A 25,827-nucleotide genomic window follows, 5' to 3' on the forward strand; every position below is an offset into this window, starting at 1 on the left:
GATTCTAGTCCTGCGGCTTTTCAACGCGGTGAACCACCACGATGTATTCGGCCGACTGCATGATACCGCCACCGGTGATGAAGACCACGCGGTCACCTTCTTCCAGGTAGCCGTTGGAAAGTCCCCACTGGTCGATGAAGCGACGCAGCTGAATGCCGTTGTGCACGGGTGCATTGGCAATCGGAGTAACACCCCAGTACAAGCACATGCGGCGAAGTGCTGCGTCGGAGTCACTCACGCTGATCGTAGGAATCGCGTCGCGAAGCTTGGCCTTCGTTAGTGCCGTACCACCAGTTCGCGTTGCAGTGACCAATAGCTTGGCATCCAGGTGCTCGGCGGTAATCGATGCACCGGAAACAACGGCCTGAGTGATGGGGTGCACCTGAGCAACGCGATTGTCGATCTTGCGAGCCGGTCCGCGTTCGTCCATCCACATCTTTTCGGTGGCCAGCATGATGCGGTTCATCATCTTCACCACGGCCACGGGGTGAACACCCACGGCCGTTTCGCCCGAAAGCATACATGCATCAGCACCATCCAAGATGGCGTTTGCCACGTCAGTCGCTTCGGCACGGGTCGGACGGTTAGAGGTTGTCATGCTGTCGAGCATCTGCGTCGCCACGATCACCGGGCGACCGATTCGCGAGCAGGTCGAAACGATCAGCTTCTGCGAAGCAGCCACTTCGGCGACGTCGATTTCGACGCCCAAGTCACCACGAGCAACCATCACGCCGTTCGACTCGCGAACGATCTCTTCGAGGTTGTCGAGTGCTTCACGCTTTTCGATCTTGGCAATGATGAATGCACGCGATTCGTGCTGCATCAACAGGTCACGCAGGTGACGCAGATCGTCCGCTGAACGAACAAAGCTCAGGCTCACGTAGTCGAGATCGTTCTCGGCGGCCCACTTCACGTGTTCAATGTCTTGAGGGGTCAGCGCTTCAACGCTGAGCTTGGTGCCGGGAAGGTTAATCCCCTGGCGGCTGCGGATCGGACCAGCCTGAACAACTTTGCAGGTCGCGGTGTCGGCAGTCTTCTCGATCACGTTCATCATGACCGTACCGTCCGCGAGCATCACGTCGTTACCAACTTCCAACTCGTCGATCAGTGGTTCGTAGTTGCAAGTCAGGGTTTTGGGTTCGGAGCTATTTTCGCCTCGGACGAAAGTATAAATCTCGTCTTCGTGGCAATGCACGATATCTTCAGGCAAGGTGCCCAATCGAATCTTGGGACCGGAAAGGTCAGCCAGCGCGGCGATCGGGCGACCGACCTTTTCGCTGATCGCACGGATGTTACGTACGACTTCGGAGTGATCCTTCAAGTCGCCGTGGGCAAGGTTCACACGGAACACATCCACGCCGGCGAGGATCAGTTCTTCCAGCATCTCAGGGGTACGGCAAGCCGGACCAACAGTGGCCACGATTTTCGTGCGAGCACGGTTCGGAAAGATTCGAGCAGCGGACATAGCTTCGTTGCCAGTTAAATCGTGAGTGCAAGAAGTAAAGAGAACGACACGCATAAATCTAGCCCATCGTTTAGCAGATGACGATGGGGTTTTGAGAATCCTTAACCATTGCGTATGCCCATACAGCGTGGATTTTTCTCACTTTGAGGCTCATTTCATTTGAGAAACTTATATCCTTTGCGCATAAGGGGCACGGTTTCCACCTAGAGGGCCGCTTACGGGAACTGTTTTTCCTTGTTGAATACCCCGAGAAGATTGCGGGGAAAGATGAAGTCGGCCCATTTTTTGACTTTTTGTAGTACACATACGCGCAAGAGGCTATTATAAAAACCCTAACCCCATTACCTGAACCATAAGTCAGGCCCTCACCCCCTTGTGCCCATGCAAGGGGATTCGCCACTTGAATGTCTGCGGTTACGCGCAGTCTACACGGTCTACTTTTCCATCCTTTCACCTTGGGAGCTTCCGCTTTGAGTCCACGCCCTTCCGATCGACGATCCTTTCTGAAAACTTCAGCTGCAACGGCTGCTGCGGTCTCCGTTCCTTATATCTTCACCAGTCAAAGCGCCCTGGCTGACGAGCAAAAGTCGAGTGAATCGAACGACCGACCATTGGTCGGCTGCATTGGTACCGGTAGCCGCTGGAACGCCGTCGGCCCCAATGCGATGCAACTGGGTGACGTCGTTGCCGTGTGTGATGTCGACGCCAACCACGCCAATGGTGCGAAGAAGAGAGTCATGGACACCCAATCGAAAAAGGGTGTTCAGCGCGACGTCGATGTCTACGAGGACTACCAGAAGATTCTCGAGCGCAACGATATCGAAATCGTCACCATCGTGACCACCGACCATTGGCATTCCAAGATTGCCATCGAAGCGATGAAGGCCGGCAAAGACGTTTACTGCGAAAAGCCGCTGACGCTGACCATCGATGAAGGTAAGAAGATCTGTCAGGTCGCCAAGGAAACCGGTCGCGTTTTCCAGGTTGGTACGCAGCAGCGAAGTGAAATGGGCCTGCGGTTCCTCCAGGCAATCGCTTTGATTCAGGCTGGCCGCATCGGTGATGTTCAGCACGTAGCCGTCGCGATTGGTGGCTCGCCGACCAGCAACTCGATTCCAGTCGTCGATGTTCCCAATGGATTGAACTGGGAAAAGTGGCTGGGCCAGGCGCCGCTGGTCGACTATCGCTGGGCGAAAGAAGGCAACCAGACCAAGACGCGCTGCCACTACGAATTCCGCTGGTGGTATGAATACTCTGGCGGCAAGCTGACCGACTGGGGTGCTCACCACGTCGACATTGCCCAATGGGGCATCGGTCAGAGTGGCGACGGACAGGGCCCAACCTCGATTGAACCGATTTACGCCAAGCATCCGGTCGACTTCAAAGACGGTATGCCGGTTCAAGATGACCGCTACAACTGTGCGACCAACTTCCACGTCAAAGCGACCTTCGACAACGGCGTGGTGATGGACATCAAGGACTCGCACCAGGCTGAGCTGGGCTTCGGCAACGGGATCATGTTTACCGGAACCAAGGGCCGATTCCTGGTCAACCGCGGCAAGATCGCGGGTGCTCCGGTCGAAGAACTGAAAGAAAACCCGCTGCCGGAAAATGCCATCGCCGAGATTTACGGCGGCAAGATGCCTGCGGCCCGGAATGCTCACATGGCCAACTTCTTTGAGTGTGTGAAGACGCGGAAGCTGCCAATTTCCGACGTGTTTACCCACCATCGAGCCTTGACCACGTGTCACCTGTCGAACATCGCCATTCGCTTGAATCGGTCGCTGAAGTGGGATCCGAAGAGCGAGCAGATCCTGGGTGATGACCAAGCCAACGCGATGCAAACAAGGAAAGCTCGCCAAGGTTACGAAGTGACCGTATAATCACAACTCCCATCATGCACTCCCCTAGCCCCTGGTTCGTCTTGATCGGATCAGGGGCTTTTGTTTGGCATGCCAACCCGAAGATCACGCAACTTAATAACGACATAGAACGACAACGGTGACATATTGGAAGGATAAAGTCGCGGTGGTGACCGGAGCCTCGCAAGGTTTCGGAAAAGTCCTTGCTCAGCAACTCATCGACCAGGGATGCCACGTCGTGCTGGCGGCACGGGACCAGCAGAAGCTCAGCGCGGCGGCTACCCAACTCGATGCGGACGGCAAGCAAACGTTCTGCGTACCGACCGACGTAACCAACGACGATGACGTGGTACAGCTTCTGGATGAAGTCCAACAGAAGTACGGCAAACTCGACGCCTTGTTCAATATCGCCGGCGTCAGTTCGCGCGGACTTGTTTGCGATACCTCGATTGACGAGTTTCTTTGCTCGTACGATTTGAACGTCCTGTCGGCCGTTCGCTGCATTCAAGCAGCCAAACCGCTGTTGGAAGCTTCTCAGGGACACATCGTTAACATGGGCTCGTTGGCCTCAAAAAGTGCTGCCAAGTTCATGGGTCCCTATGCCACCTCCAAGTTCGCTCTGGCAGGGCTCAATCATCAGTTGCGTCTTGAAATGGCCAATGCCGGCATCCACGTGATGCTCGTTTGCCCTGGCCCCATTGCTCGCGAAGACGCCGGAACGCGCTATACCCTGCAGACAACCGACTTGCCTGATACGGCTTCAAAGCCAGGGGCTGGCGTGAAGCTCAAAACGATCGATCCTCAAACGCTTGCCGAAAGGGTCCTCAAAGGCTGTGAAAAACGTCAGACCGAGATAGTAGTTCCAGGCAAGGCGCGACTTCTATTTGCCATTGCTCAACTATCTGGAGCCTGGGGGGACTGGGTTTTACGACGATTTACGTCCTCGTGACGCTCGTCGAAACCCTTTGGAAAATTTCTAAGATCCGTGGGAGTTCGATTGGTTGAATCACCCCCGGCAAGGGCGTATGATGCACATCACCTACCTTGCCTCAATCGCTATTCAACTAATCTGCCGAGTTGCCTCATGGTTTATCACTTCTCCCATTCGGGCTGGCGCTTGCTCCTGCTTGCAATCGTCACGACGTGCTGCGCTGATTTTGTTAACGCTCAAGACGATTCCCAACCCAAGAAGCCGAACTTCGTCGTGATCTTCTGCGACGACCTGGGCTACGGTGACTTAGGTTGCTTTGGCAATCCCACGATTCGCACCAAGCATCTCGATCAGATGGCGACCGAAGGGATGAAGTTCACCCAGTTCTACGTCGCTGCTTCGGTATGCACTCCTAGCCGTGCCGGGTTGATGACCGGCCGATTGCCATGCCGCAGTGGCATGTGCAGCAATACGCGGCGCGTGTTGTTCCCGAACTCGAAGGGAGGACTTCCGGCCGAAGAAGTCACGATCGCCGAAGCACTGCATGATGGTGGCTACGCGACCGCTTGCATTGGCAAGTGGCACCTGGGACATCACAAGCAATATCTGCCAACCAATAACGGGTTCGATTACTACTTCGGTATTCCTTACTCGAACGACATGGACCGGATCAGTTCGGCCCCCAAGGGTCGCAAGTCGTTCTGGGAGCCCAAGAGCGAATACTTCAACGTTCCTTTGATGCGGAACGAAGAGATCATCGAGCGTCCCGCCGATCAGACGACGATTACCCGGCGGTACACCGAAGAAACCATCAAATTCATCGAGCAGAACCAGGACAAACCATTCTTCGTCTACCTGGCTCATTCGATGCCGCATATCCCTCTGTTCCGCTCGCCGGAATTTGAAGGAGTGAGCCGTCGCGGATACTACGGCGACGTCATCGAAGAGATCGACTGGAGCGTCGGGCAGGTCTTGCAGAAGCTACGCGACACAGGCCTCGACGAGAACACGCTGGTCGTCTTCTGCAGTGACAATGGCCCTTGGCTGATCTTCGATGATCACGGCGGGTCGGCTGGTCCGCTACGTGACGGCAAGGGCAGCACCTTTGACGGGGGCATGCGAGAACCCACCATTTTCTGGTGGCCGAAAACCATTCCCGCGGCCGAAGTCACCGCGGATGTCGGCAGCACGATGGACCTGATGGCGACCTTTACGTCGCTGGCCGGACTGCCGCTACCATCCGATCGCAAACTCGACAGCTACGACCTGACTCCAGTCCTCAAGCAAACCGGCAAGAGTAACCGCGAGGCCCTATTCTATTATCGAGGTTACGAATTGATGGCGGTTCGCGTCGGCCCGTGGAAGATGCATCTCAAGACCCAAACCGGATATGGTCAACCGAAAGCAGAAGTTCATAACCCACCGCTGCTTTACCAACTGGAAGAAGACCCCGGCGAATCGAGGAACCTGGCCAAGGAGAACCCTGAGGTCATCGAGTCGATTCAAAAAGTGATCGAGCAGCACCAGAAGGAAATGGTGTTCGCCGATTCCCAACTCGAACTTTAAGAGTAAAACTTCACACCCCTTTTTGTTTGGAAAGAACCATGACTGCTTTTCCTGAAGTTGGAAAGATCGAATACGAAGGCCCCGAGTCGCGTAATCCGCTGGCTTTTCGTTGGTACAACCCGGATGAAGTGGTCGAAGGCAAGACCATGAAGGAGCACTTCCGCTTCAGTGTGACCTACTGGCACACGTTCCGCGGAACCGGTGCCGATCCTTTCGGTCCTGGCACGGCGGTTCGTCCTTGGGACGATGGCACCGACTCGGTCGAGAACGCCGTCAATCGCGTGAAGGTGGCTTTCGAGTTCATCGAAAAGCTGGGCGCGCCTTACTATGCGTTCCACGATCGCGACGTTGCCCCCGAAGGTGCCAACCTGAAGGAAACCTACAAGAACTTCGACACCGTGGTCGACGCACTGGAAGCCGAACAAGAACGTACCGGCATCAAGCTGCTGTGGGGCACGGCCAACATGTTCAGCAATCCTCGCTTCATGCATGGTGCCGCGACCAGTTGCAACGCCGACGTGTTCGCTTACTCGGCATGCAGCGTGAAGAAAGCCATGGAAGTCACCAAGCGACTCGGTGGCGAGGGCTACGTGTTCTGGGGTGGTCGCGAAGGTTACCAGAACCTGCTCAACACCGACATGAAGCGTGAGCTCGATCACCTCGGCAAGTTCCTGCACATGGCCGTCGATTACGCCAAGGAAATTGGCTTCACCGGTCAGTTCATGATTGAACCGAAGCCGAAAGAACCGACCAAGCACCAGTACGACTTCGATTCGGCCAACTGCCTGGCGTTTCTCAAGTCGTATGGTCTGGACGATCACTTCAAGATGAATCTCGAGACCAACCACGCTACGCTGGCCGGTCATACCATGCAGCACGAACTGGAGTACTGCGGCATGAACGATATTCTGGGTTCGATCGATGCCAACACCGGTGACCTGCTGTTGGGCTGGGATACGGACCAGTTCCCCACCAACTACTACCTGACGACCGAGTGCATGCTTTCGATTCTGAAGTATGGCGGTCTGGGCAGCGGTGGTGTGAACTTCGACGCTAAGGTTCGCCGCGAAAGCTTCGAGCCAATCGACCTGTTCTATGCTCACATCGGTGGTATGGATGCATTTGCCAAGGGTCTGAAGATCGCTGCGGCGATTCGTGCCGATGGCAAGCTGGCCGATTTCGTCAAAGATCGCTACTCGAGCTGGGACAGCGGCGTCGGTGCCGATATCGAAGCCGACAAGCACGACTTCAAGACGCTCGAAGCTTACATGCTCGAAAAAGGCGAAGCCAGTCCGAACTCCAGTGGTCGCCAGGAACTGTTGGAACACATCTTCAACATGTACCTGTAATCACCGCAAACGGTGGAATACTGGCCTATTTGTGGCCGCTTGAATCACTAAAATGGATTGCCATCCACCGGGGCGGCAATCCATTTTTTTTTGTGGCCCCGATTCTTATCGGCGGAGGGCCCAGACGTGCAACCAGAGAAAGACAGCTGCTACCGCGGGGAAACAGCGGAAACACGGGCCTGGAAGGCTGCCGATATCGAGCTCGAGAACAAGCAACTACGCAAGCGCAACGCGGAACTCGAGAATCTCATTTGCTCAGCACCAGTATACATCGTCGCCATTGAACCGGATGGCGAACTGACCTACGTCAATTACTTTCCGACCGAGCACTACGATCGAATCGTCGGTCACAATATCCGCGACTTCGTTTCTGAGGAAGACGGCGTAACCCTGGGCGAGGCGATTGAACGCGTTCTGAGAGAAGGAAAGACGCAGAAACTGAGGGTTCGTAGTTTAGCCTCAAATACCGTTCAACAAGTTCGCTATGCCCCTCTCACAACTCCTGATGGAAAGAAAAAGGTTGTGGGAGTTACCTTCGATGCCACCGACGAGCAAGACGTGGTAGATGCCTTGCAGGAAAGCAAGGAGAAGATCGAAGCGGAACTGGGCGAAAGCGACGAGCGTTTTCGCACCATGGTCGAGATGACGCCTGTACCGGTGGTGATCTCTGACATGGAGACTGGCCGGGTCTTATCAGGTAACCACGCGTTGGCCGAAACATTCAAGACTCCCTACGAAACACTCCAGGAGCAGATCACCGGTGATTTCTACGCCGACCCTGCTCAGCGTCAGGCCCTTATCGAAAAGGTTGCCAACAATATCCCGATCCGGGGCATGACGATGAAACTGAAAACGGCGGAAGACGACATCTGGTGGGCCGCCGTCTACCTCGATCGAATCACCTTCGCTGGCCGCCCTGCCCTGTTGGCCTGCTTCCTGGACATTAGTGTTCGCAAGCAACGGGAAGAAGAAATCTTGCGAGACCGTCGGGCCCTGCGACGGTTGCTCGACACCAATGAACGAGACCGGCGCCTGATCGCCTACGAAATTCATGATGGCGTGGTCCAAGATATGACGGGCGCGTTGATGTTTATGGAAACAGGCCTCAGCTTCATTCCTGCGGAAGCGGATGGCCGAGAGGAACTCATGCGCGGGACGGAGTTCCTCTCCGACGCGATTGGTGAGATTCGTCGACTGCTCAATGGCCTCAGACCGCTGAGCCTGGAGCAAGGCGGAGTCATTGCGGCGCTTGACGACATCGTCACGCGCATGACGGAAGAAGGCTTCGTGGTCGACTTTGAACATTCCGTTCAATTTGACCGGCTTGCTCCATCACTGGAAATGGCCATCTATCGCACCGTGCAAGAAGGTGTGAACAATGCCCGCAAACATAGCGGTGCCAATGGAGTCCGCGTTTCCATCCAGCAAGAGAACAAAACGATTGTGCTGGAGATATCCGACGCAGGATGTGGCTTCGCCCCCGACAAAGTCGATCCCAGACGCTGCGGTATCTCGGGGATCCACGAACGCGCCAGTTTGCTGGGGGGCATGGCCCAGATCGATACGTTCCCAGGCAAGGGAACAACGATCACCGTCTCGCTTCCCCTGGGTGACTTTATTGACAGCGACTAGGCCACCGTGCTGGGCACCATCGATTTGATGATTTCCGGAACGCTGATCACCAAGGACAACCGTCCGCCACCTAGTTGGGCGACACCACTGATCCGATTGCAGTTTTCCAGTACGTTCTGCAGATCGTTGACGACCACTTTCCGCTTGCCGATCACGCGATCGACCAGGAAGCATGCGGCCCCTTGCTTTCCGGCGACCAAGACCGCGGCGTGCTTCGACTTGTCTTCCCAGCGTTCGGCCGATCCGAGTTCCATCTGGTCGGCCAGCGACACGACCGAGACCGTCTGCCCACGAACAACCGCCATCGGCAGACCGTGGCAGGTCTTAATCTCGCGAGTATCGATTTCCATCACTTCGCGGATGTTTTCGAATGGGATCACAAACTGTTCTTGATCGACACCGACCAGCAACCCTTCGATCACCAGCACGGCCTGACGAATCGGAATTTCGATCGTAAACGTAGTGCCTTGGTTTACAGCCGACTCGACATGTACCTCGCCGTCGTGGTCGCGAATCGTGGTTCGCACCACATCCATGCCCACACCACGACCGGAAACGTCGGTAATCTTTTCGGCGGTCGAAAACCCTGGGTGGAAAACCAAGTCGATGACCTCAGCGTCCGGCATTGCCTGAAGCTGTTCGACTGGCATGATCTGTTTGTCGATGGCCTTCTGACGAATGCGGCTGGCATCGATACCACGCCCATCGTCTCGAATGGTGATCACGACATGAGTACGAGTTGTCTCGGCCTTGATCCACAAGTTACCCGTTTCGCCCACACCACGTTCCACTCGCTGTTGAGGCGTTTCAATGGCATGGTCGGCCACGTTGCGAATCATGTGCGTCAGCGGCGAGTCGAGGTCTTCGATCAACGACTTATCGACTTCGACTTCGTCGCCTTCGATATGAACATCGATCTTCTTACCCAGGTCGCCGGCCAACTTGCGAGCCATCGGAGGAAACTTCGATAGCAGGCCTCGTACCGGGACTTTCCGTAGCGAAACGACACTCTTTTGCAGTTCGTTGGCTTGGGTCGAGAACGTGACGTTGATTTGACGCAGTTCTTCAACCAATTCGCCGATCGATTCCGACACGGCCATCCGGCACTGCACGTCCTTCAATCGTTCGCAGGTAATGAACAATGCGGAGACGTCATCCAGGAAGCGATCGAGGTGATTTTCGTTGACGCGAATCGAGCGAGCCCGTTTGGCTTGTTGGGCTGCAGGGGATTCAGACGCGGCAGCCTCGGGCGTCGACTCTTTCGCTGCCGGAGCCGCTTCGGCTGGCTCTTTTGCTGGGCTGAGTCGTTCGATGACAGCGGCAACGTTTGCCCAAACAACCGAAAGAAGTCCTTCGTCGACACCGATCGGACTTTGGTAAATGACTTTGAAATCCTTGAGGGCCGCTTCGAGCTTTTCCTGATCGCTCGTGTCTCCGTTGGCACGACAAATCATCGCAAAGTCTGCCAGGCGATCCAGAACCAGGGCCGAACGATCATCGTTCCAGCCACCATCTTCCGGCCATACAAACGCCTCGCCGACGCTCTGAACCAGGGTCGAAATGTCTTCCCCACCGACTTCAAAACGTCCGGCCAGCACGTCCTTGGGGTCCAGGGCAGAACCTTCTTCCGCCTCGGCTTCTTCATCCGAGCTACCGATGAGCTGCGCCAGTTTATCCGACCAACGCAGCGATTCGGGGAAGCCAGCGGCGTTCATCTCTTGAGCGAGTGAGTGCAGCTCTTTGAGCATTGCCTCTTCGCTGGAGCAGCCACCTTCCGAGTCAAGTGACAACTCGGCAATGCGTTCCAGAAGCGAGACTTCCTCGGTCGAGAGTTCATCACGAATATCGTTTTGCTCGACTTCCTGCAAAAGCCCATTGATTCGATCGAACGAATCGATCAGCGCACGATTGAGATCTTCGGTAAGCGCCAGCTTTTGGTTGCGGATGTCGTCGAGTGTATTTTCGACCGAATGGGCGAACTTCTTGATGACCGACAAACCAAAGAAACCAGCGTTTCCTTTGATGGAGTGGACCGTTCGAAATACGCCATTGATCGGATCCGAGTTGCCCGGATTGTGCAAGTACGCGGTAATCTGATCAGCGAGTCCATGAATCGAGTGAAGCGATTCATCGATAAACGCTAAAAGAAGTTCGTCGTTTGAGTCTACGGTCGTGGTCATGTTGAGTCTCAAGGTTGCTGGCTAAGCGAATACGTCAGGATTCAGGCTTACTGCGAAGATCCGGCAGTATTCAATTCGCTTGCTCGTCGATTCTTCAGTTCATGCAGACATCGCCACCAACGCTCGACCTTGACGAACGTGGCGTCCAAGGTTTCCATCAATGGAGTAAAGTCAGGCATTGGCTTGAAAAAGCATGCTTCCGCTCCGCCGCGTAGCGATTCCAAGACCGTCATCTGCGAAACCAGGCCGGTCATCATGATGACCTGAATACCCCCGTCGTAGGCCTTGATCTCTTGCAGCAAATCCAAACCGTTCACGCGGGGCATATCGATATCGAGGATGCAGACCCGGCAGTTGGAGTTCAGCAAGTGCTTCAGAGCCTGTTCTGGCCTGACCAGCGACGTGACCTGGTAACCTTCCTTGGTTAAGCGATGGTTGGCAATCTTCAGGAAGACATCATCGTCGTCGACGTGAAGCACCTGTTTATCGCTACTGGATGAAATCGTTGTCATATCCTGCCCCACTTCTCTTGCAAAGCGCAAAACTATTCTTGGCAAGGGTAGGACGTGATTTGTGATCAGCAAGCCAACACCTAGAGGAAGCGCGGCATCTAATCGGCAAACGCTTAGAACGGAATGCCGCGAGTGTTCAATGCTTCACGCAAGTCGGCCGGACTGGTGAACAATACGGCGTCATAACCCGCATCAGCCGCACCAGCGACATTTTCCTCACGATCGTCCACGAAGAAGATTTTTTCGGGAGAGACATCACATAACGCGGCTGCTTTGAGGTAAATCTCGGGATCAGGCTTCATCGTCCCGAGCCGAAAGCTGAGCGCGTGAATCGGGAAGTAGTCATCCAGAAAGGGAAACGGCTTCCCCAGGCAATATTCCCAGTGAGCGTCGCACGTGTTGGATAGGATTCCCATCCGCTTGCCGGCAGCATGCAAGGCTGCGGCAATTTCAATGGTGCCGGGAATCGGGTGGAAGATATGCGAGGCCGCATGGCAAACATCTTCCAGCTTGGCCTCCACATCGTACCGATCGCACAGCCACTGGTGCAGATCCAGCGTCGTGATCTCGCCCCGCTCGTACTTCCACTGCTGACCCGAGTGAAAGACATCGCTGCGAATGGATTCGGCGCTCGTTTCAAGAACATCGGCCAATTGTCGACAAGCGATCTCGTGATCGAAGTCGAGCAGCACCTTGCCCAGATCGAAGTAAAAGAACTCGAGGGTGGAACTCATTTCCGCCGCTGCTTACAACTTCTTCAAACGAATGTTGCGATACCAGGCTTCGCACTTCGGTCCGGAATGAATCTGCAGACCGATAATGCCTGACTGGGGAATGTTGTCGTCCGGTTCATGATAGTCGACCGTTTTGACATCGCCGACCCAGATCTGAATGTGCTTGCCTTGGGCTCGAATCTTGAGCGGGACAAACTCCTTGTCGGCAAGCGTCTTCTTCAACTTTTCCGCGTCGCCTTCAACCAGGAACTTGCGGCGGCGTGACTCGTCGTAGAGAGCACCCCAAATTGGTTTATCGCCGGACCAACCGATGTCGCACTGATAGCCAATGACTTCGTGGTGATCAGGAATTCGCTTGCTGCGGAACTGGACGCCAGCGTTCTTGCCATCCCCTACCAGCTTGGCTTCCAGGGTCAACTCGAAGTCGGCGAACTCTTGTTCGGTGCAAAGAAACTCATTGCGTGGGATATCTTGATCCAAACGCCCAGCCACCACGGCCCCATTCTCGATGCGGAACCAGTCGAGATTACCTTCCCAGCCGGCAAACGAATCTTGATTGAATAGCAAATCTTCGTCGGTCTCGGCGACGACAATCGAAGTCATACCCAGCGTCAGCAGGCAGACAAGCAGCAGGAAATTGATCTTCATACTCGCGGAGGGCTCCCGAGGTGGGTCGCACGGATGAGTTGGAAAGGTGTGGCCTAACAGCCAATTTTACCTCAACGCCCCCCCTCAGGTCAGAGCAGAAATGCCTGTATTTGCATGGTTAAGGCAGTTTTTACGCAATTCCTGACGATCCTGGCGGCATTTCGCTTGTCTGGCTAGAATAACGGATTCCTTATTGATGACTCTCGCCCCTCTAGTATGAAGCAGGAACCTTCGCGTGTCTCAGCCCCTGAACAAGTACAGCTCGCGTATCACTCAACCGAAAAGCCAAGGTGCGTCCCAGGCCATGTTGTATGGAACAGGGATGACTGACGAGGACATGCAAAAGGCTCAAGTCGGTATCTGCAGCGTTTGGTACGAAGGCAATACCTGTAACATGCACCTCAACAAGCTGGGCGAAGAGGTCAAGAAAGGCGTTGTGGCTGCTGACCTGGTCGGCATGCGATTCAATACCATCGGCGTGAGCGATGGGATCTCGATGGGTACCGAAGGGATGAGCTTCTCGCTTCAGTCCCGCGACCTGATCGCCGACTCGATCGAAACGATCATGGGTGGCCAATGGTACGACGCCTTGGTTGCCATCCCTGGCTGCGACAAGAACATGCCAGGCTGCTTGATCGCCATGGGGCGACTCAACCGTCCATCCCTGATGGTTTACGGCGGGACCATTAAGCCTGGTCATCGCAATGGCGATAAGCTGGACGTCGTCTCGGCGTTCCAGTGCTACGGCCAATACCTGGCCGGTACGATTTCCGAAGACGAACGTAAGGAGATCGTTCGCAAGTCGTGTCCTGGTGCCGGTGCTTGCGGCGGGATGTATACGGCTAACACGATGGCTTCCGCCATTGAAGCATTGGGCATGTCCCTCCCCTTCTCGGCCAGTATCCCAGCCGAAGACCCCGGCAAGATCGACGAGTGCCACCGAGCCGGTGCCGCCATTCGCAACCTGCTGGAGAAAGACATCAAGCCGCGCGACATCATGACGCGCGAAGCTTTTGAAAATGCCATGGTCATTGTCATGGCCCTGGGTGGCTCGACCAATGCCGTGCTGCACTTGATTGCCATGGCCCGCAGTGTCGATATCGACCTGGGCTTGGAAGACTGGCAGGCCGTCAGCGATCGCGTGCCGATGCTGGCCGACTTCAAGCCAAGCGGAAAGTACGTGCAAGAAGACCTGCACAAGATCGGCGGCACGCCCGGCGTGATGAAGTACCTCTTGAAGGAAGGCCTACTCAACGGCGACTGCCTGACCGTCACCGGTAAGACGCTTGCTGAGAACTGTGCCGAAACGGCTGACCTGACCGAAGGCCAGGACATCGTACACACCTTGTCGAACCCCATCAAGAAGACCGGCCACTTGCAGATGCTGTTCGGCAGTTTGGCTCCAGAAGGTGCTGTCGCCAAGATCACCGGTAAGGAAGGTCTTCAGTTCAGCGGTCCGGCCAAGGTGTTCGATTCCGAAGAAGACATGCTGCACGCCTTGGAAGATAAGAAGATCGTCAAGGGAGACGTGGTTGTGATTCGCTACGAAGGCCCGAAGGGTGGACCTGGCATGCCAGAAATGCTGACCCCCACCTCGGCCATCATGGGTGCCGGTCTGGGTGCCGACGTGGCCCTGCTGACCGATGGACGCTTCTCCGGTGGTTCGCACGGTTTCATCGTCGGACACGTTACCCCCGAAGCCCAGGTGGGCGGCCCGATCGCTCTGGCCCAGGACGGCGACATCATCACGATCGACGCCGACAAACGTGTGATCGATCTGGAAGTTCCCGAAGAAGAACTGGCCAAGCGCAAAGCGGCCTGGACCGCTCCACCTTACAAGGTGAAGCGAGGTACGCTGTACAAGTACATCAAGAACGTGAAGAGCGCTTCCGAAGGTTGCGTGACCGACGAGTAAGCTAGATCTCGTCAACGGCATCCATTGTCGTGAACGATGCACTCGCGAACCATGAAGAGCTGTTCTGCAAGATGTTTGCGGAACAGCTCTTTCTTTTGCGACTCACTTTACGCGACCGTCTCCGTCGCCATCACGGTCACCGATCGTTCGTATCGACCTTCGCCCAAAATGGATGCAAGCGGTCTGCCCGGGTCCGGGCATCTTCCAGCATAACTTCGGTCGATGGCGTTACGTTGTTGCCGTAATTGCGTCCGTCGTAGGTGACGGTCATCCGCTCGTCGAAGTTGACGATGTCCGGCGTCAAATAAATGTTGGCTTTGCCGGTGCCACTTTTGATCAGAACACCATTGGTGGCCAGCACCTTCGCTTCGATCTTCACCGGAACTTTCTTCGGTTCTGGGTAGTTGGCCGGCAACACCAGGCTGCGTTCAGGAAAGTCGCTCACTTCCAGCCAGAAGAAAAAGTTGTCCCACGGCCGCATCGAAACGACCTCGTATTCCTTGGGGAAGAAGTCACGTTTGTGCAGGTCCATCCAGCGAAAAAGATCCTGGATCTCGTCCTGAAAATGTTCGTGCCCTCGACCGCGATATTCGACGATGGTCGTGTCGAAGTTCGTCTTCGTCAGGTAGCGGTCAAAGTCGCGTGAATTGACCTCACGCTTATTCCCATCAAGCTCTCCGCAAACGAAGTACAGCGAAACGTTCCGGGCATTCTCCCAGTAGCGTGCGACGTACTTATCGGCCTTGGCAACGATCGGAATCACGCCGGCCCACAGATCGGGATGGGCCAAGCCGATATCCCAGGCTGCGTCTCCTCCCATCGAGTGACCGCTGAGGAACACTCGATCAGTATCGATCGAGAAGTGTCGCAGAGCATGCCGCAAGCTGAACAAGACAGACGCATGTTCGTAGGCGGAATAGTTGTATTCAAACTGGTGCTCTTCGGCCCACATCGGTGCGATGACGATGTACCCATTGCGGGCAGCCTGACCGGTGCGGATCTTGGCCTTCTCGCTATGCGAGCCTGCCCACCAGTCGACCTGCTGTTCGGCGGTAGTACCGGCTCCGTGGAGGGTCACAATCGTGGGATACTTGCGGTAGGGATCGTATCCTTGCGGCAGCTGAACGTAATAAAAGAAATCGGATCGCCCAGGCACGCCTGGGACTCGCATCAGGTAATAGCCTGGGATTTCGGAAGCGGTCTCTGGCTCGGCATTGCCCAGCGGCGGTTTCATGAACTGCAAGATCTTGGCGACATACGCCGGTGCACCACCTTCCATGCCCTTTAGCTTTTCCAGAATGGCGCGGCGATCGACATCGTTACGGTTGCTGACGTATTCACTGACAAGATCACGGGCCTGAAAAACGCTCAACGAGACAGCCAGGTTTTCCTGCGAACTGTTTGGCCCCAGGATCCAACCGCTGATGGCCAACGCCAGCTTCTCGTCAAGCTTCAACGACGGGTCGTCCGACAATCGCAGGTAAGGCCCCAGCCGATCCATGTTGTTGATGTTCAACTCGGCTTCCATCTCGGCAATTGCGGCTTCGACGTTCGGCTTCTGGGTCGGATCGGTAAACGCTTCCAGGTGCTCTTTCAGCAAGCCAAACATCTTGTCGCGGCGTTCGTAAGCCGTCTGATACTCGGTGAGCATCGATTTCACCTTCAACAGCGTCGAGCTGGCAACCTTGTCGCCGGGAAACTTGTTCAGCATGCCGTAGGCCAGATTGTGCTGCCCGGTATCTTTGCGAAGCTCGACCTCATCGATCAGGGTCGTGGCGCTCAGCTGAATGAGTTCTTCGTATTGCTTGCCGAACTGCTTCTTCAAGTCCTCGAAGTCATTCATCAGGGCCGACAACTCGGCGGCGGCGTCGCGGTAGCGTTCGGCCTGCAGGTAGAGCCGCACGATCTGTAGTCGCTGGGCGGCATCCTTGGCGTCGATCCGCCGCATCAGAATCTCACTCAGCTTGTCGCGCGGAATGCTGCTGGTGCGGATGCGCATGTCCCACACATAGGGACTATCGGCCATCAGACCTTCGACGCGCGTCCACTCCGGCGTGATCTCGGTGATGCCCTGGATGACATCGACTGGCCCGCGGGCCGTTTGCATGGAATAGATTCGGCGACCGAATTCGTCCCACGGAGTCACTCGAATGCCTTCGCCAACGGCGTGCACGCTTCGTCCGGAAACGGCTACCCGCTGATCGATCTTGATCCGCTCAACCGGCGTGGGGGCAGCCTCTTGGACGTCTTGAACCTGGTAAGTCGAGACAAACGTTCGCTTCAGATCGTTATCGACCAGAACGATCAACTGGTTGTCGACCGCGCCGGCGGTGGGTGTTTTGAGTGGGTCATCACTCATGCTGGCGATCTTGCCGACCGAACCTTCCAAACGCATCCCGTTCTTGAGTTCTACGATCGTGCCCCAGGCCGACGGAGGTACGCACAGCCAGATGACACCCAATGCGATGAGAGAACTTGTTCGTCGTTTCATACAAACACGGAAGAGAGAAAGGCGCGAAATCGTTTCCAAATTATAGATTAGGTCAAACGCCGCTCCATCCAATGGTTCTCAAGCGACTGCCCACTACCATTATCGAGGAACCTGCCAGAGGGGCAATAAAATCGTTACAGATCGTTCTACCGTTTCCCACCATTGGCAAAAAAACAGGGGGCAACACCCGGTTGATACCGGATGTGCCCCCTTTGCCTCGATTTAGAAGAGAGTCGAGAAGAGCAGCCTCGGGGGGGGATTTAGAACTCGCCCAGCACTTGGCCGTCGCGAGATGCCATCAGGTTTCGCCAAGTATCGACTTGGATCGTTTCGGCAATAAAGCGGCTTGAGCCATCGCAAAGCACGATCTGCACGCCGCCGGGATGACGACTTCGGGCAGCGAACATCGAAGGAGCACTCGACGTGGCAACATCGCACGGAAGGTTCTTCTGCGGCAAGTTATTGCAGTAGCTGGCGCTGTAAATACGATCCGGCTCCGAAGAGTTTGGCATCAGGTAGCCAGAAACCGAGCTTCCATCGCCCCACCAGGAATAGGATCGCAGGTCTTGTCCTTCGGCCTGGAGTTTCTCGGCAAACAATACGGTGTTGGCGGTGCCGTCGGTAATGTCGCGGAAACCAAAGTACCCTGCCGAGCCGACATTGTCTGAGACGTACTTGAATGGTGCTCCCTTGAACTCGACACCATTGACGGTGCCTTGTGCGTAGCCCGTGTTTCCGAAGTTCGCCCCATAGTTATGCGACGTGATCGTCCCGAACGGTTCGTTCGGCGAGTCACTCGGACACGATAACGCGCTCAGCCGGACCACGGTGACGTCCGTATTTTGACTGCCGCTATAACGAGCCGTATCGTCGTAGTACTTGTCGGTAATGTTGTAGTTGCTGTACAGATTGTCCTGTTCGATGAACGGCAGGATCGAGACCTGCCAGGTTCCCCAACAACAACCGTAGGCACCGCCAGGAAAGTTAATGTACGTGTCGTGATAGTTGTGGATCGCCAAGCCTAGTTGCTTCAGGTTATTCGAACACTGCATCCGGCGGGCAGCTTCTCGGGCCTGCTGCACCGCAGGCAGAAGCAAGGCGATCAATACACCGATGATGGCAATCACAACAAGAAGTTCGACGAGGGTAAATCCTCGCAAAGCGCGCATACGACGAACCACGTTAAAGCTCCAAAAGAAGGAAAAAGATGTAGTAGCTTGGGAGCAGATGAGGTGTGGGTGTTTGTCGCCGCTTAGGGGATGGCGAATTGAAACGAATTCTCCTCTCCATCAACGACCGTAATGGTTTGTTCGCTCTTGCTATTCCATTTGGAAGGAATGCGTTCTTTCGGCAGGGCGCGTCGTGACTCACCAGGCTCGCCTGCCGCCATCTCGTTGGCATCGGCACTGTTCACGCGAACGGTATACGTTCCCGGCGGTAATCCCCGCTGGCGATCTAAAGCAAACTTTCCGTCCAGGATCGTGGCTCCGCCAGGTCGACCCGTGGTGCGATCTTGCGGGTCGAAAGAGATCGAACCGGTATCCAGCGGCTGATTGCTCAAGGTGACTTCGCCAGTGACTGCCTGACGATTCAGCGGATCGGCAGTACCCCCACAGCCGGCTAACAACAAAGTGCTCACACTCACAACCAGCATGAGTCCTACAGCATCAATTCGCTTGGTCCAGTCCTTCGACACAGGCATGCGGAAACTCGATCTGAATGAAGAGGAAAAGAAACCGAGACTAACTTGCCGCCTTACGCTTTGGTCGCGGTCGGTTTGACCACACTAAAACGATGGGTTTTATGCTATAATGATGTCACGAAATATCAAGTCCTAAAAAATATTTCATAGTAATTGGCCAAAGAGTGATCACCTGCCCTGGGAGCACGACTTTGCGGATTCCGCGCGCAACATCCCATGAAGCTTAAGCTTAGTGCTGACACATCGCCGCTGGTGCATATTTGCCGCTGCCAAGAGCGTGCGGCTAAGAAGGTGGGGCGATGAACAAAGATTGATCGTGGCCGCTACCCGGAGTATTCGATCACTAGCGGCAACAGTTCGTCCATGTGCCCAAAGCAGTGTACACTTTCCGACGACGTATAGCTGCCGGCCGGGTCGTAACGCAAGACGCGCATGCCGGCGGTGACCGCGGCCGAGACGCCCACATCACTATCTTCGACGACGATACATCGCTGGGTCGTCACCTTCATTGCCTGGGCAGCATGCAGAAAGATGGCCGGATCAGGCTTCCAGGCACCAATCTCGTAGCAACTAAACACGTCGCTTCCAAAGAACGGAGCCAGTCCGCAGACGTTCAGTGCGAGCTCGATCTTGGGCTTGGGTGCGCTCGAAGCCACGCACCGCGCCAGGTGTAGCTTTTCAAGCATGGCCAACACACCGGGCATGGGCTTCAGTTCGGCTTCAATCCGCGACGCGGCATATTCGCGGTAATCGTTCTCGAAGTTAACGGGCAGCGTTCGGCCGAGCCGCTTTTCGACGTCGGCCATGATGTTGGCCATTCGCTGCCCGCGGTATCGCTCGGAAATGACAGCCAACGGTTCGCCAAGTTCCGGCAGCATATCCAATAAGGCCTGAGAGCCGAGGGTCTCGCTGTCGACCAACGTGCCGTCCAAATCAAATATCACGCACGGGTCGGACATGGCCGGAAGAACATTCCCTCAAAAGATGACCGCTCGTGGGTTACCAGATGCGGCGGGGCGAGCAAGCGGCCAGACGTTTCGAGGCCAGTCGCGGGTGACTGGCGGTTAAGCGAAGATTCGGACGGTCTTCCAACTGGGAAGCTGTCTCCAAGTCACCTAACAAGAAGCAAAGATCGTCGCCGGTGGTGGTCGTTACCACATCCATCATGCCAGAAGGGGACCGAACCAGTCGCTGCTTCTCAACATTCAAGCTGAAATAAGCCAGCAGATCTTGGCGATCGGACAGATAGGTGATGCGGTACGGGTCGTCGGCCGAGCCGTCCCCCGTTTCCAAGAGACCCTGCAGGATCGATTCGGTGACGAAACGCTCGAGTTCGGCATCGTCATCGCAGCCCATCTGCTGGGCGGCAATCGATGCATAGAGATGTGCCGAAGGAGATGCTACCCAGGCAAACGGCATCATTTCGGTCTGCTCGAACATTTGTTCGTAGCAGCCGCGCTGGCACAAATCGGCCAGTTGGTTTACGAAGCTTCCTGCCGAACAAAAGTCGGTTTCCGTTTTCACTTCCTCTTGAAGTTTCAGGAAACCTTCTCGGCTAGGTGCTTCGAGAAATGCCTGGTAGTAATCGATCATTCAAAGCCTTCAGAACGGGTTCGCTTGGAAGCAAACTTGCAAGTGACTTTTGTTTTGCAAGGTTTGCCGTAGCGACTTGAATGACATGCAAGCATGTCACTCTTCTTTAGACTAACGACGACGTTTTAAAAACGCAATAACTTACGCGTTGTTTGTCGCATGATTTTGTGATGCTGTTTGTCATGTTTCATCAAACAACAACCGCGCGCGGTATGCATTTCGAACCATAGCTCTTCAAAGCGCGAAGGCAACTGACTTGTTCACGCGAAGCAAACGCGCACAGCAAACTTTCATGTTGCCGACAAGAAACAAAACACGCCGCGAACACTACGAAGTGCTGCGGCGTGATGTGTTTCGCTAGTCGAAAAGAGCTTAGCCGGTCGTGTTGATCAAGTTACCGGTACCTGGCGACTTGCTAATTCGTGCGGCGGACTCAATCAGCTGTACGGCGGCATCGCCTTGCAGCTTTTGAGCATCCAAAGACTTCTTCGCCACGGCGATATCGACCTGATTCTGTACCTGAGATTGTTGAATCGCACTCGCTTGTGCTGCGATCCCATCGACACTTGCCATTTCCTGCTCCCAAGGGGTGTTTCTGAGTCTGCGGCAGGCCACTTTTCTTCAAGAAAACGACCACACCGTGTCTCTTTCATCGGCAAAAGGGGGCGAAAGACTTGGTCAAATCGTGACCAGAAGAAAGTTGTGCTTATTTTTCCGGTTAGATGAGGAAAACCGCAGAGCCAAGAGCAAAGAAAACCACCGCGGATTACGCAGATATTCGCGGATGCGGAGAGGATCGCCTTTGGCGATCTTAGTTATCAGCGTCGATCCGCGTACTCTGCGGTTTTCCCTCTTACCCCAAGACTTCTCGCTTGCGTTGGATGTAATCCCACACCACGTACCGGTCCAAATCGTTGCCGGCGGTGAAGAAGACGCGGCCTTTGGTCGATTCGGCCAGGCGGTAGGCAAAGCGGATGTCTTCTTCACTCTGCGACCAGCTGGGGACCAGGAACATGTTGATCGTGATGCCCTGCTGCTGACAGAGCTTGCCTTCCCGCATCGTGGCCGCTTCGGTCCGTTCGTCCGGCGGATAGAGCAAAAAGAGCTCATGCCCTTCGAAGTGAGCCGTCGGCAGGCCGTCTGTTATCAAAATGATCTGCCGGTTGGGTGTATCCTGGCTGCTGAGGAAAAGTCTTGCCTGCTGCAGGGCATGCTGGATGTTGGTGAAGTGAGGTGGAATTCGATATTCGCTCACCTCAGGCTTGCTCATATCGGCCCTCAGCCGAACGACCGGATCATGAATGGTCACCGGTTTGGGCAACAAACCAATCACTTCGCCTGGGGCAACCGGCTTGGCGAAAGAGTACATCTCGATCATTTGCAGGAAGTCACCGGGGAACTCACTGCGGATAAGCCCCTGCATGGCCAGGGCCATCCGCTTGACGTTGGCGTACTGGGCGTCGTACCGCATGCTCCCGCTCATATCCATGATCACGCAGGTCGCACACTTCGGGTTGTTCTTCGTCTTGTGAATAACGATGTCTTCGCTCCGCATTTGCAGCGGCCGCTCGTCCCCCTGGCGCAGCATCGCGTTGATCAGCGTCTGGGGGATGTCCATATTGGTCAGCGAATCGCCGAACTCGTAATCCTTGGTCGATTGCAGTTCGACCGCCCCTTCCCCTTCGATCGGTCCTTGATGCCGCCCCGAGCGTGACGCTTGCAGGTTGCTGAAGATCCGCTCGAGCAGTTTTCCCTGGAAGATCTTGTACGCTTGCGGCGTCAGGTGCACGTGCCCCGACTGGTTGGTCAGGCCCTGCTGCTCGGCTTGCTCGCGCAGATATTGTTCGACCTGCCGCTGCAGCTGCATCAGCTGTTCCATCTCGCCGGGGTCGGCGTATTCGGAAAGCTGCTCCATGTCGATGATGCCAATCTGGGCGTTCTCGCGGGCCTGCTTGAGCTGTTCGAGCAGCTCGTCGATCTTCTCCAGCTCTTCCTTGACCTCAATTGCCTCGTCGACGGTCATCTGCTGGCGACCGGTGAAGGTATACTTGGCCACCAACTGATCGACTTCGTACTTCCGGCCGAGATGCTCGATCAGCATCACCAGGTCGCGGCCAAAGGGGGAACGCTCGTCGTCCAGGCTGTACCAGACGCGTTCCAAGTCGTAGAGCTGTTCCTGCTCGAAACCTAGCTGAAATCGTTCTCGCTGCCGTTTGGGCGGCTCCATCGACTCGCCCTGATCGCGGTAAGCCTTCTTGGCGGCTTTCTGCGCGGCGTCGGTCTCGTACGTCTCCAGGATCTTCCGCTTGCGTTCCTCCAGCATCTTGATCAGTGCGTCGATGCTCGGCCCGAGGCCTGCGATCTGACTTGGATCAATCTTCACGGCATTGGCCAGCTGCTCTGGCGTCAGCTCCATCCGGTCGCCGTACATCAACCAATGCTCCATCGCCGGGGAAACAAGATCCGGCGGCGGTGCTTTGGGGCTGGGAAACTTCGTCGGGTCATACTTCTGATAGGTATGAATGATCCCGCCCGGTTTTTGTTTGCGTGGTGATTTTGACATACGCTCTTAAGCCCTGGTAAGGGCGGTCGAATGTAGCCAGGGGCGTCAGCCCCTGGTATGTGATTGCACCGAACGAACTAGCCCTGGAAGGGCGACCGAAGTCGTCGATAGCACTTTCGATCGCCCTTTCAGGGCTCCGAGAGTTCGCGTTTTAACTATTCAAACTCGTACGTAATCTTGCCGTGATGTTGGGCTCGGCTGATTCGATCCAACGCATACAGACCGGCCAGTACAAACTCGACGCACGAGGCCCGCATGGCTGGGTTTTCGGAGGCGTTCACTTCAAACGCGCGGTCCCACACCGGCGGCACGCGTTTAAGCCGCTCGCTGTAATATTCCGAAGGAAGCAAGTCACCTACTTCGATCTTGATCCCCTTCTGGAAGATCTCGGCGATCTGCTCAAGCCCGTGCTCTTGGATGTATTCCTGGAAGACCGTCCCGACCGCTTCGGCGATCAGCGAGTCCAAGACCTGCCGCTCCGACATCTGATGACTGCCCATCATGTCGAGTTCCAGCTTGCCGAGACTTGACGTATAGATGTGACCGAAGTCGCTCAGGCGGACGACCGCCGGCTTCTCGTTGAGCAGAATCCCACGATGCCGGGCCGAAGCGATTACGGTACTGTAGTTGGCGATACTGAACCGGGCACTGACGCCTGACTGTTGATCGACAAACTTGCTCCGCCGAGCCGCTTCGGTGACCTGCTCGAGCACTTCCTTCATGAAGTACGGCATCACCACTGGGTAATCGCCATCCAAGCGGACTTCCGCTTCCTGCTCGATAATCTGAATCCCCAGATCACGCTGCCGCGGATAGTGCGTATGAATGACCGAACCAATCCGGTCCTTCAGCTGCGGGATCACCTTACCACTACGATTGAACGTCGAAGGGTTGGCCGAGAAGAGCAGCACCAGGTCGATATCGAAGTTCACGGGATAGCCGCGAATCTGCACGTCGCGTTCTTCGAGCATGTTGAACAAACCGACTTGCACCAGCTCGTCGAGCTCGGGCAGTTCGTTCATCGCGAAGATGCCCCGGTGCATCCGCGGGATGAGACCGAAGTGCAATGCTTCTTCCGTGCTCATGCTCACACCGCCAGCCAGCTTGGCCGGATCGATTTCGCCAATCACGTCGGCAAACTTGGTCCCGGGTGCCAGGCGTTCGGCATAGCGTTCTTCTCGCGGCCACCAGGCAATCGGGATCTCTTCGTCCCCATGATTGGCCACGAAGTTCTTCGCCACGGAAGTAATTGGATGATAAGGGTCTTCGTGCACCGGGCAGCCGGGGATGTTCAGATACGGAACGGCCTCGTCCAGGAAGCGCACCATCATCCGCATCATGCGGCTCTTCCCCTGCCCTTTTTCGCCCATGAACAGCATGTCGTGCCCGGCGATCAAGGCGAGGTGGATCTCAGGCAGGACGGTATCTTCGTAACCCACCATACCGGGGAACGTTTCTTCCTCGGCGGCGAGCATCCGCATGAAGTTTTCTTGAATCTCCTCTTTCACGGAGCGCGACTGCCAACCGCTCTCCTTCAATTCTTTCAGGTTCACTGGGCGCGAAGGGATGTCGTTCACGTCGTTCGAGCTTGTCACTATCCAATATTCCCCGTGGATTGCCGTTTTTCTGGAAACTCCCGGAATTATAGCGCAGTAAGCCTAAACGCCAAGCTTTCGCACTGCTGGGGAGTCGAATCCTCCGATAGGTCCTGAGCATAACCGCAAAAGCTGGCTCTTTTCATCTACCCTGGCCGCAAAAAGGGGCCAAGTGTCGACATAACCACCAAACCATTGATGGGGATAACGAAGTCATGGGGAAATCTGTTCTCGTTTTGCTGCTAATGGCCTCGACTGCCTGGGCCGCCGATACCCAGGTCACGCGAAACGTTCCCTACGCCGGCACCGACAGCCCACGCCAGCAGCTGGATATCTACGCCCCCCAAGATGCCAAGCAGTTGCCGGTCGTTGTATGGATCCATGGCGGCGGCTGGCGACGGGGCAACAAAGTTCTCGTGCAAAAGAAGCCGCAAGCATTCACCAGCCAAGGCTATGTCTTCGTCTCGATCAACTACCGCTTCGTCCCACAGCATGAAATGAACGACCTGGCCACCGACGTCGCGACCGCGATCAAGTGGGTGCACGCCAACATCGCCCAGCATGGCGGTTCGCCTGAGACGATCTTCGTCGGCGGCCACTCGGCCGGTGCCCATCTCTCAGCATTAGTATGCAGTGACGAGTCGTACCTAAAGTCACAAGGGCTGAGCCTCGACAACATCGCCGGCTGCTTCCCGGTCGATACGGCCACCTACGATGCCGCGAAGCTGGTCAAGTTCCTCGATCGCACCAAGAGCGATCGAGCCGAACTCTATACCAATGCATTTGGCGACACGGCCGAAAGCCAGAAGAAGTACTCCCCCATCACGCATATCAAGCAGGGAACCCACTATCCGCCGTTCCTGCTGTTGCATGTCGCCTCCCGTCCTGATGCCACGCTGATGAGCAATGCGTTTGCCAAAGCCGTGAACAACGCCGGAGGCGAGGCCGAAGCGTTTGCCGCCAAGGGAAAGGATCACGGGAGCATCAACAAGGACCTGGGTACCGCCGGAGACGAACCGACCAAGGCCGTGTTCGCGTTCTTGAAGAAGCACGCCACGAAATCGGCCGCAGAATAATTTCGATTTGATA

Annotated in this window: 20 protein-coding genes; 7 read left to right on the forward strand and 13 right to left on the reverse strand. The window is 55.7% G+C overall.

The window, feature by feature from the left end:
• Nucleotides 1-4 precede the first annotated feature (4 nt).
• Nucleotides 5-1,465, reverse strand: coding sequence for a pyruvate kinase (gene pyk, locus PSR63_RS03255; RefSeq protein ID WP_274330708.1), 1,461 nt, complete (start codon nt 1,463-1,465; stop codon nt 5-7).
• A gap of 470 nt (nt 1,466-1,935) precedes the next feature.
• Here pyk and PSR63_RS03260 point away from each other — a divergent pair, with 470 nt between their 5' ends.
• The 5 genes from PSR63_RS03260 (at nt 1,936) to PSR63_RS03280 (ending at nt 8,805) form a co-directional block, all read left to right on the forward strand.
• On the forward strand, nt 1,936-3,348 hold the full coding sequence (locus tag PSR63_RS03260) for a Gfo/Idh/MocA family protein (RefSeq protein ID WP_274330710.1): 1,413 nt from the start codon (nt 1,936-1,938) through the stop codon (nt 3,346-3,348).
• 118 nt (nt 3,349-3,466) lie between these two features.
• On the forward strand, nt 3,467-4,276 hold the full coding sequence (locus tag PSR63_RS03265) for an SDR family NAD(P)-dependent oxidoreductase (protein ID WP_274330711.1): 810 nt from the start codon (nt 3,467-3,469) through the stop codon (nt 4,274-4,276).
• A 168-nt stretch (nt 4,277-4,444) separates the two neighbouring features.
• Nucleotides 4,445-5,824, forward strand: coding sequence for a sulfatase family protein (locus PSR63_RS03270; protein ID WP_274330713.1), 1,380 nt, complete (start codon nt 4,445-4,447; stop codon nt 5,822-5,824).
• Nucleotides 5,825-5,862: 38 nt separating this feature from the next.
• Entirely contained in the window at nt 5,863-7,173 is a 1,311-nt protein-coding gene (gene xylA / locus PSR63_RS03275) for a xylose isomerase (RefSeq protein ID WP_274330715.1), read from the forward strand.
• 126 nt (nt 7,174-7,299) lie between these two features.
• Nucleotides 7,300-8,805 (forward strand): PAS domain-containing sensor histidine kinase, encoded by a 1,506-nt coding sequence (locus tag PSR63_RS03280; RefSeq protein ID WP_274330717.1) that lies wholly within the window; start codon nt 7,300-7,302, stop codon nt 8,803-8,805.
• Here PSR63_RS03280 and PSR63_RS03285 read toward each other — a convergent pair.
• The 4 genes from PSR63_RS03285 to PSR63_RS03300 all read right to left on the reverse strand — a co-directional run bounded on the left by PSR63_RS03285 (nt 8,802) and on the right by PSR63_RS03300 (nt 12,879).
• The gene (locus PSR63_RS03285; RefSeq protein WP_274330719.1) at nt 8,802-10,985 is read right to left on the reverse strand and encodes a chemotaxis protein CheA; all 2,184 of its coding nucleotides are present in this window, start codon (nt 10,983-10,985) and stop codon (nt 8,802-8,804) included. The two genes, PSR63_RS03280 and PSR63_RS03285, sit on opposite strands and share 4 nt — an antisense overlap.
• A gap of 47 nt (nt 10,986-11,032) precedes the next feature.
• Complete coding sequence (locus tag PSR63_RS03290) at nt 11,033-11,497, reverse strand: response regulator (RefSeq protein WP_274330721.1); 465 nt, start codon at nt 11,495-11,497, stop codon at nt 11,033-11,035.
• Between the two features lie 113 nt (nt 11,498-11,610).
• Nucleotides 11,611-12,231, reverse strand: coding sequence for an HAD family hydrolase (locus tag PSR63_RS03295; RefSeq protein WP_274330723.1), 621 nt, complete (start codon nt 12,229-12,231; stop codon nt 11,611-11,613).
• 12 nt (nt 12,232-12,243) lie between these two features.
• Complete coding sequence (locus tag PSR63_RS03300) at nt 12,244-12,879, reverse strand: 3-keto-disaccharide hydrolase (RefSeq protein WP_274330724.1); 636 nt, start codon at nt 12,877-12,879, stop codon at nt 12,244-12,246.
• A 235-nt stretch (nt 12,880-13,114) separates the two neighbouring features.
• On the opposite strand from PSR63_RS03300, the gene ilvD reads away from it, so the two are divergent.
• Nucleotides 13,115-14,794 (forward strand): dihydroxy-acid dehydratase, encoded by a 1,680-nt coding sequence (gene ilvD / locus PSR63_RS03305; protein WP_274330726.1) that lies wholly within the window; start codon nt 13,115-13,117, stop codon nt 14,792-14,794.
• Nucleotides 14,795-14,930: 136 nt separating this feature from the next.
• Here the strand turns inward: ilvD and PSR63_RS03310 are convergent, their stop codons facing one another.
• From PSR63_RS03310 to PSR63_RS03345, 8 genes are all read right to left on the reverse strand, one after another.
• Nucleotides 14,931-17,285: an alpha/beta hydrolase-fold protein gene (locus PSR63_RS03310; RefSeq protein ID WP_274330728.1), complete on the reverse strand. Its 2,355-nt coding sequence runs from the start codon at nt 17,283-17,285 to the stop codon at nt 14,931-14,933.
• A 260-nt stretch (nt 17,286-17,545) separates the two neighbouring features.
• On the reverse strand, nt 17,546-18,466 hold the full coding sequence (locus PSR63_RS03315) for a DUF1559 domain-containing protein (RefSeq protein WP_274330729.1): 921 nt from the start codon (nt 18,464-18,466) through the stop codon (nt 17,546-17,548).
• Between the two features lie 71 nt (nt 18,467-18,537).
• Entirely contained in the window at nt 18,538-18,987 is a 450-nt protein-coding gene (locus PSR63_RS03320; RefSeq protein ID WP_274330730.1) for a hypothetical protein, read from the reverse strand.
• A gap of 323 nt (nt 18,988-19,310) precedes the next feature.
• Complete coding sequence (locus tag PSR63_RS03325; RefSeq protein ID WP_274330731.1) at nt 19,311-19,946, reverse strand: HAD-IA family hydrolase; 636 nt, start codon at nt 19,944-19,946, stop codon at nt 19,311-19,313.
• Nucleotides 19,947-19,986: 40 nt separating this feature from the next.
• Complete coding sequence (locus PSR63_RS03330; RefSeq protein WP_274330733.1) at nt 19,987-20,580, reverse strand: hypothetical protein; 594 nt, start codon at nt 20,578-20,580, stop codon at nt 19,987-19,989.
• Nucleotides 20,581-20,952: 372 nt separating this feature from the next.
• A complete protein-coding gene (locus tag PSR63_RS03335) occupies nt 20,953-21,153 on the reverse strand; it encodes a YjfB family protein (RefSeq protein ID WP_158261252.1) in 201 nt (66 codons plus the stop codon).
• A gap of 280 nt (nt 21,154-21,433) precedes the next feature.
• Complete coding sequence (locus PSR63_RS03340) at nt 21,434-23,143, reverse strand: VWA domain-containing protein (RefSeq protein WP_274330736.1); 1,710 nt, start codon at nt 23,141-23,143, stop codon at nt 21,434-21,436.
• A 155-nt stretch (nt 23,144-23,298) separates the two neighbouring features.
• Nucleotides 23,299-24,738, reverse strand: coding sequence for a magnesium chelatase (locus PSR63_RS03345; RefSeq protein ID WP_274330738.1), 1,440 nt, complete (start codon nt 24,736-24,738; stop codon nt 23,299-23,301).
• A gap of 215 nt (nt 24,739-24,953) precedes the next feature.
• Between PSR63_RS03345 and PSR63_RS03350 the strand changes: the two genes are divergently transcribed.
• Nucleotides 24,954-25,814, forward strand: a complete 861-nt coding sequence (locus PSR63_RS03350; protein ID WP_274330740.1) for an alpha/beta hydrolase — start codon at nt 24,954-24,956, stop codon at nt 25,812-25,814.
• The last annotated feature ends 13 nt before the right edge of the window (nt 25,815-25,827 follow it).

The sequence above is a fragment of the Bremerella sp. P1 genome, assembly GCF_028748185.1.
In the GTDB taxonomy this organism is placed as follows: Bacteria; Planctomycetota; Planctomycetia; order Pirellulales; family Pirellulaceae; genus Bremerella.

Excerpts from the sequence above, each read along its gene's own strand:
- pyk (WP_274330708.1), bottom strand. The coding sequence starts at position 1,465 with ATGTCCGCTGCTCGAATCTTTCCGAACCGTGCTCGCACGAAAATCGTG.
- xylA (WP_274330715.1), top strand. The coding sequence starts at position 5,863 with ATGACTGCTTTTCCTGAAGTTGGAAAGATCGAATACGAAGGCCCCGAG.
- PSR63_RS03285 (WP_274330719.1), bottom strand. The coding sequence starts at position 10,985 with ATGACCACGACCGTAGACTCAAACGACGAACTTCTTTTAGCGTTTATC.
- PSR63_RS03290 (WP_274330721.1), bottom strand. The coding sequence starts at position 11,497 with ATGACAACGATTTCATCCAGTAGCGATAAACAGGTGCTTCACGTCGAC.
- PSR63_RS03295 (WP_274330723.1), bottom strand. The coding sequence starts at position 12,231 with ATGAGTTCCACCCTCGAGTTCTTTTACTTCGATCTGGGCAAGGTGCTG.
- PSR63_RS03300 (WP_274330724.1), bottom strand. The coding sequence starts at position 12,879 with ATGAAGATCAATTTCCTGCTGCTTGTCTGCCTGCTGACGCTGGGTATG.
- PSR63_RS03310 (WP_274330728.1), bottom strand. The coding sequence starts at position 17,285 with ATGAAACGACGAACAAGTTCTCTCATCGCATTGGGTGTCATCTGGCTG.
- PSR63_RS03320 (WP_274330730.1), bottom strand. The coding sequence starts at position 18,987 with ATGCCTGTGTCGAAGGACTGGACCAAGCGAATTGATGCTGTAGGACTC.
- PSR63_RS03325 (WP_274330731.1), bottom strand. The coding sequence starts at position 19,946 with ATGTCCGACCCGTGCGTGATATTTGATTTGGACGGCACGTTGGTCGAC.
- PSR63_RS03330 (WP_274330733.1), bottom strand. The coding sequence starts at position 20,580 with ATGATCGATTACTACCAGGCATTTCTCGAAGCACCTAGCCGAGAAGGT.
- PSR63_RS03335 (WP_158261252.1), bottom strand. The coding sequence starts at position 21,153 with ATGGCAAGTGTCGATGGGATCGCAGCACAAGCGAGTGCGATTCAACAA.
- PSR63_RS03340 (WP_274330736.1), bottom strand. The coding sequence starts at position 23,143 with ATGTCAAAATCACCACGCAAACAAAAACCGGGCGGGATCATTCATACC.
- PSR63_RS03350 (WP_274330740.1), top strand. The coding sequence starts at position 24,954 with ATGGGGAAATCTGTTCTCGTTTTGCTGCTAATGGCCTCGACTGCCTGG.